This window comes from Oscillibacter sp. (assembly GCF_031978065.1).
Taxonomy (GTDB): Bacteria; Bacillota; Clostridia; order Oscillospirales; family Oscillospiraceae; genus Oscillibacter.
This window is the reverse complement of record NZ_DALZCH010000147.1, coordinates 1-6,623: the sequence shown is the minus strand read 5'-3', so window position 1 is coordinate 6,623 and position 6,623 is coordinate 1. Positions and strand designations below refer to the sequence as shown.

The 6,623-nt window shown below is 44.8% G+C and carries 4 protein-coding genes and 1 pseudogene; all 5 read right to left on the bottom strand.

Going from position 1 to position 6,623, the window contains the following annotated elements; genetic code table 11:
- Positions 1 to 1,083: 1,083 nt before the first annotated feature.
- A pseudogene (locus RTK01_RS16895) lies at positions 1,084 to 1,239 on the bottom strand (hypothetical protein); the annotation flags it as partial.
- A 189-nt stretch (positions 1,240 to 1,428) separates the two neighbouring features.
- Complete coding sequence (locus RTK01_RS15405; protein WP_312281823.1) at positions 1,429 to 1,911, bottom strand: GtrA family protein; 483 nt, start codon at positions 1,909 to 1,911, stop codon at positions 1,429 to 1,431.
- A gap of 4 nt (positions 1,912 to 1,915) precedes the next feature.
- Positions 1,916 to 4,336 carry a hypothetical protein gene (locus tag RTK01_RS15400; RefSeq protein ID WP_312281822.1) on the bottom strand — a complete coding sequence of 807 codons (2,421 nt, stop codon included), beginning with the start codon at positions 4,334 to 4,336 and terminating at the stop codon, positions 1,916 to 1,918.
- Between the two features lie 13 nt (positions 4,337 to 4,349).
- Entirely contained in the window at positions 4,350 to 5,762 is a 1,413-nt protein-coding gene (locus tag RTK01_RS15395) for a hypothetical protein (protein ID WP_312281821.1), read from the bottom strand.
- A 17-nt stretch (positions 5,763 to 5,779) separates the two neighbouring features.
- On the bottom strand, positions 5,780 to 6,623 hold an 844-nt coding region (locus RTK01_RS15390), incomplete at its 5' end, for a hypothetical protein (RefSeq protein ID WP_312281820.1).

The following is a 6,623-nucleotide window of genomic DNA, read 5'->3' as shown; positions in this document are numbered from 1 at the left end:
CAAGCGAATCAAACAATCTCTCCGCGGAGCTAGTCCAATGGAATATCGACAAAATTTAAAGCTCTGTGCTTAGTCCAAAATTTTGTCCGCACCACCCTACTACTTAGGTCACATGCTTGTGAAGGGTTAATAGGCAATCTGCTGGCTGTATGCAAAAGGCGCCCCGATTCCAAATGGAATGGGGTGCTTTAATTTACCTTAAATGGTTTTGGAAATGCGAATTTTATTTTTGCTCTTTGCAACGGCAACCATAGTCCCTCATGGGGTTGTTATCCATACCCCGCCAACGCTTCTTTGGTTCTATTGGTTCTAAATAGTGCGTGTTTTTCTAATTTTTTGGCTATTACTGTACAAGTTGCGCGTATATAATTCCAAACGTTTCACAGAATTTCTATGACTTTTCTGCGATGGTAAACAAAATGTAAACAGAAAGATTAAAGTATGTACTGATGGGATTTCTGGCATTTCTCGATCGCGGCCAGCTTTTCCTACATTTGCGCGATCTGCGCGTTATAGCGCTGGTTCATAAGAAGCCCTCTACCGCTTGTAATATGCTGCTCACAAATAGCCTCGTAAAATACAGTCTGAATGGACAGGCCCCCATCTTCCATTTCAGTCTGCACTTTCGGCTGGCTGTTGTAAGTTCCGAGAGGAACGGAATAACGTTGCTACCATAGATAGTGGGGGTGTTCTTGCGGGTTGTGCGGCAAACAACAAGGCTTAGTGTTTCATCGCACCCAACCAAAGACCGCAGATGTTCACATTTTTCTTGAAAGCCTCCGCAGGAATGTGCTTCGGTTACATGCGCCGTTACGCTAGCGGCATGTAGCAGCCATTCCAGATAGCTACCATCAAAAATATTAGCACCGGAATGAAAATGATGCTCTTTTATCCAAAAAGTGCGTACTCCATATTACCACTTATACAAGGGGACAGAAAAATAATCCGTGCTCTCTTGAACGTTTTATTGTCAAGATATATTGAAGTTTTACATGCTGAACAGCGATCTGACCCTAGAAGTTACCAACATGGTGATGTTTCCGGCGACAATGACGCCTGCTAAAATGATGGGAACGGCGGTTTTCATCCGGATATCCAGAATGGTGGCGACCAGAGAGCGAGCCACGCACCGGTGCCCGACAAAGGAATGGCTACCAGAAGTAGAAGTCCCAGGGTGCGGCATTTATACACCAATCGATTTTTTAGGTGGACATGCTTTTCCAGAGGGGCGATCTTCTCCTCCCACCACGGGGAGGTGCAAAGTCACCCGGAAATCTTACGAATTAACAGCAGAATAAAGGATACGGGAATCATATTGCCGATTATAGCAGCGAGAAGGTCGGTCAAGGCGCAAGGCATGCCACGATGCGGCGCAGGGCAGTTCCACCACCAGCATCATCAAAAAATCATTAATAATAACAGTTCCTTCTATTTATTTTGGCGAAATGTCCACAAGCGGTTGATAATAAAATTAACAGGTGTAGTTATGATAATCGCAAGGACGGGGGAGAGAAATGTCGATAGTTGCAACCACTCAACAAAGCTATATAGGAGTCCTATCTGCAAAAGATAGGTCATTCCATAACAAATGCACATCTTAATAAACGGTTCCTTTTGCCCAGATTCCACAGAAAAAACAAACCGGCTATTCCAAAAGTAGGAGTTGAAGATGCCGGCAATATATCCTATGGTCTGGGCAATAAGATAACATTTCGTTCCAAATGCCAAGACAATCCCATTGTACACCAGCAGCGTTACGACGGCGTTCGATATGCCAACCAAAATAAATTTGATAAACTGCTCCCATACTATCCACGTTTCGTCTGTGAGCGCAATCCCAAAGGGACGACCAAGAACAGTTAGACAGGTGCGGAAAAATCTCATAAAGCAAAACCAAAATTTTTTTATCATTGCTTTATTCCACCACATAGCCCACTTGCAAGCCGTCTTGAATAAAAGCTGTGTTCCCGTCCTGCAGCTCAAACGTAATCTCATATACGTCTGTTACAGGCTCATCCAGAAGAAAATCCAACCACAGCCGGTTGTCTGTTTGCGCCTGATTGACCCGTGCCAGTTCGTTGCCGTTGATGTCCCGCAAAACCGCCACATACAAAACTTGGAAGTTAACCAGCGCACGTCTTGCTGTCACGGAAAGCACCGAATATTGGCCAATGTCACTGACCAAACCCACAGAGGCTGAATGATAGGGCATCTTCAATTCGTAGGCGGAAAGTCCCTCCCGCCATTCATAAAGTTGGCCGTCTGCATTCAATCCAAATATCTTTTCATCGGTTCCCTCTTCCAGCGAAATGGGAGCCGCACCGTAGAACGTATTCACAGAAAGAAAATAGAAGGAGCGCTGCGTTACCTGATAGCTCTCCCTCCATTCAACGGTAATTTTATCGTACGACAGGCGTGGCTTTACCCCGACTGCGACAACAATACATAAGATGGCTATCAGCGCACAGGTGCCGATCCGTTTTGCTGGTTCCGTCACCGTGCTTCTCTCCTGCTCAGCAATATGCGCACGGGACCATTTTGAAAATCCAGTGCCAAGCAAGTAACACAATATAAGGCCAAGGAGGAACAATGCTATGTACGCATAGGAAAAGTGGAGGTCTGCTTCCTGATAAATAGTCTCTCCCCAATGAATGGGGCTTGCATAATTTCGGGGAAAACTCACTGCCGAAAAGCTGCCGCTAGTATATACATTGATTGCAATGGTTCCCAGGCTGAGGAAACCGAGACTCCCCATCAGCAAAGCGGTCTCTTTGTTCTTTTTTGCAATTTGAAGAAAAAAAACCACTAAAATTGCAAGAAAACAAAGTCCGCATAACACATTGGCACCGCTTCCCTGCCAGTGGGTTGTACCGGTTAGAAAAGAATTGATCACCTGTAGCTGATAATAAATGGTATTTTCAATCATGGTGAACAGGCCAATATCTGTGATGTTTACAAGGGGGCTGGAGCCTGATGCGAGATTCGTCTCTGCCGCAAAGGAAATGATCCCCTCCAACGCGGAGGCGACTGCTACCGCAACACAGAAAAACGAGAACCGTTTCCCTCGTTTTTTCCCCAGCAGAAACAGTGCAATGAGGGCAATGGGGACAAGGAGAATATGATAGATGCGGGAAAGGCAGAGAATGACGGTCAAAGCGATTCCGCCCCAATACCAGACAGGATACAGTTTTTCCAGTGGAAGCAAGGCAAAAAACAGGAGAAACAGGATGGCCCAATAGCTGCAGCTCCAAAAATAGTAGGCAGAATCAAACAGCAGCCCTGTGCCCAGCACCAGGCTGACAGCCAGCCTGATCTCGTCACAGAAAAATCGACGAAAGCTATTCAGACAGGGCATGGCACAAGCCGCCGCAATCCAACTCAGCTCCAGCAGCTGCGCCACAACGAATACATATTTTCGGGGTGAGACGGCATTGGAGATCCACATAAAAATCCGCTCTAAGGTGGCCAAGGCTTCGCCGCTCATCAGGGATGTCAGGCTACCCCAGAGTCCCAAATTTTCTGCTTTGTACCAAAATTCATAGACGGCCTCGCTACGAGGTTCACCCCAGAAGGAGGCGTAGGGATTGCGGATAGAAATAGTCAAAACAATCAGCACAAACGCGCACCAAAACAAAAGATTCCTCTGCTGAACCCATTGCTTTCGGTAGGTGCATAGCCATGCAGTGCCAATAATGGCCAGCAGCAGGCAACAAAGCAGGGCGCTTTCATACCAGAAATGGGCATCCGTGCGGAACAAGCTATATTCCACCACCATGGGATAGCCCAGTACATTGATCCCTTCCATGGCGGAGGGGAGGCCGCTGATCAAGGTAGAGGAAACTTCGCAGAACAGATCCGTCCCCGCTGGCAAGCCGATTCCGGATACCGAAACAGTGGCCGTACCCTGCGAAAATGCCCAGAGATTTTCACGCATGGCATAGCTCATCTCATAGCGAGAGCGTTTTTCCATCTGAGTTCCCGGGTCTTTCTCATAGAAACTCAATGCATGGAGTTTGGACGCACGGACCCGCTCTGTGACCAGCTTTTCTCCTTGGGAAACAGAGATTTCCACCAGGGCATCTCCATACAGCCCTCCACTGGGGGCATAGAAGGAGACCTCTAAATTGCTCAGATGACCATCGCAGTAGATTTCCTGTGTGACGGCAGTATTCTTGATAGAAGCATACTGGATTCCTTCTCGTTCAACCTCTACATGATTTTTGTTATATGTATAGAGGCTGCTGAGCATAGGTGTGATGCAAAGCAGGATAAGTGCCAATGCAATTGCAGAAAAGTAGATTGGAAAATGATTGCGTTCTGAAAATTGATAGTGCATAATGCAGTCTCCGTTATATTCTTGTAGTCACCCAAGCAATAATAGGCGCCATATAAATGACCAGTGGAACCAATAAACAGGCATACATGGTTTTCTTTTCATCTTGGTTAAGTAATAGCTCTGTTGGTTCTTCTTGTAGTTTTTCAACTCTCCATGGATTCAAAAACCAAACATTGTGTGCTAACAAGGCAAACATGGCAGTGGAACAATAATTGTTATAGTCGGACTTAAAAATTCTGCTCGTAAACAGGGCTTCTACAATCTCTGCAGATAACGAAAATCCGTATTTCAGATCTTCTGATTTCAAGAGCCAACCGCCTAAAAGACTTTTAACAAAAGCTGATTCTCCAAAATAGGGGGTTCGTGTTGTTACAACAGCATTGATAGCGAAAATTGCAAAGCACATATTTAGCAGATAGACCAGCTTCCTGTCTTTTTGAGGCAATCCAACCGTCAACAGTGCAAAATAAGGCATAAGCATAATGGGCCAGCCGGGATTCCACAAAGACATTCCAATAAAGGAGGAGGTCACCAAAAAACTGCCCCAGATAAATCGAGAAAAGTTCTCTGGGTTACATTCGATGCGGTAAAGCCATATACAGGTCAAAATCAGAATGACAATTAAAAAGGAAATCCCGATAAAATTAAAAGCAAAGATGGTGGCCACAAAATGATCCATTGGTTTGAGCACAGTTTCTTGAAAAGTTTGAGAATTTCTAAAGATAATACACTCGATTCCCATGACCGATACAGTTGTTCCACCTGCAAGTATCAACTGCCAGATCTTCTTAAAACGGTAAAATAGAACAGGCAAAATCATAAAAAACACAAAGGTTTTGCAAGATACTGCCAATGCAAGACATAAAAGGCCAAATGCCGTGAACTTCAAATCAGACTTCACCAAAAGAAAATAAATGCCCCACATGACAAACGCAATGTAAACAGGGTCATAAATCCCCCATGGAAACGAAATTAAAAAAAAGTACGGAATGGTCAGTAAAATTAAGATAACAGCTCTTGCCCTTTTTTGATTTCCATAAAGATGAACAGCAATTTTATAGATAGCAACACAAGCGATCACCAAAAAGAAATAGCCCAAACATTTTTCGTAAAATAGCACATTGGACGTGATAATTTCCGACCATTTTAAGCCAAGCAGGCTGGGAATAAGGTTCCAAATCGCAAATAAAAAATAAATGGTGGGATAATAGACAATGGTTCCGTTTCTTGTAGCTGCTTCTTCATAAAAATCCCGAAAATGACCTTCTAGTAAGCTCATGGAGCATGCCGCAGTATGCCATAAATCATATACAAAGGTAAGTGAAACGGAAAATACAACAATCAATAAAATGATTGCCAACCATTCCTTTTTAGTGGCCACGGAGAGCGCACTTTCTCCCGGCCCTAACGGTTCTTTTTTTCTCATGTCAAACTTCTCTCTTTTTACAAGGTTACGCCGATCTGCATCCCATCACAGACATAGGCGGGATCCTCGTTTTCAAGCTGAAATTCCACTCTGGAAACGCCGATCACCGGCGTTTCAAACATAAAGTCAACGCGGTAGCGATCCGGCGTATTGGTCTGGGATACACGACCTAGCTCATTTCCATCCGCATCCTTTAGTATCAGGACGAGAGGGTCCGCAAAGTTTACATTGACCCGCTGTACAGACAGTGACAGCATCCCTCTTTGCGCCAAGTCGCTGACCGCGCCTGGATTTGCCTGTGTATAGGGCTTGGTGGAGGAGTATACCTGAGTTCCCTGTGCCCACGCAATATCCTTGCCACCCTCTGTAATGCCGGTAATAATAGAGGCGCTGTTATGGTACAGGGAGATATTTGCAAACATATAGGAATTATTCACGGGCATATAAAAGCTCTCATTTTCCGTGACCCAGTACGTGGATTTCCAGTCTACAGGAATAATACGTAGCGTATAAGCGGTCTGGGGATTGAGAGAAATTATTCCTATTAGCACTACCATCACACCGACCCGCAAACGCTTCGATTCAATCAATTCTATAGACCGCTTTGAGTTTAAGCGCGACAGAAGGACCACCGCAATTCCAACAATACTGAAATAGGCGTAAGAAAAGTGCAAGTCACCATTTTGATAAAAGCTTTCATTCCAGTTGATGGTAGCAGCGTAGTCTGAGGGAAATCCCACCGTTGTGGAACATCCGGAGACTGTTACATTGATAAAAATGCTTCCAAAACTTAAAATTCCTAAACAAATAAGGATACAGCCCAACTGTCTGCGGTGCGCGTTTTTAAATTGAAAAAACAAA

Bases quoted from the DNA above. Each gene is read 5' to 3' on its own strand.
- RTK01_RS15405 (WP_312281823.1), bottom strand. From the start codon at position 1,911: ATGATAAAAAAATTTTGGTTTTGCTTTATGAGATTTTTCCGCACCTGT.
- RTK01_RS15400 (WP_312281822.1), bottom strand. From the start codon at position 4,336: ATGCACTATCAATTTTCAGAACGCAATCATTTTCCAATCTACTTTTCT.
- RTK01_RS15395 (WP_312281821.1), bottom strand. From the start codon at position 5,762: ATGAGAAAAAAAGAACCGTTAGGGCCGGGAGAAAGTGCGCTCTCCGTG.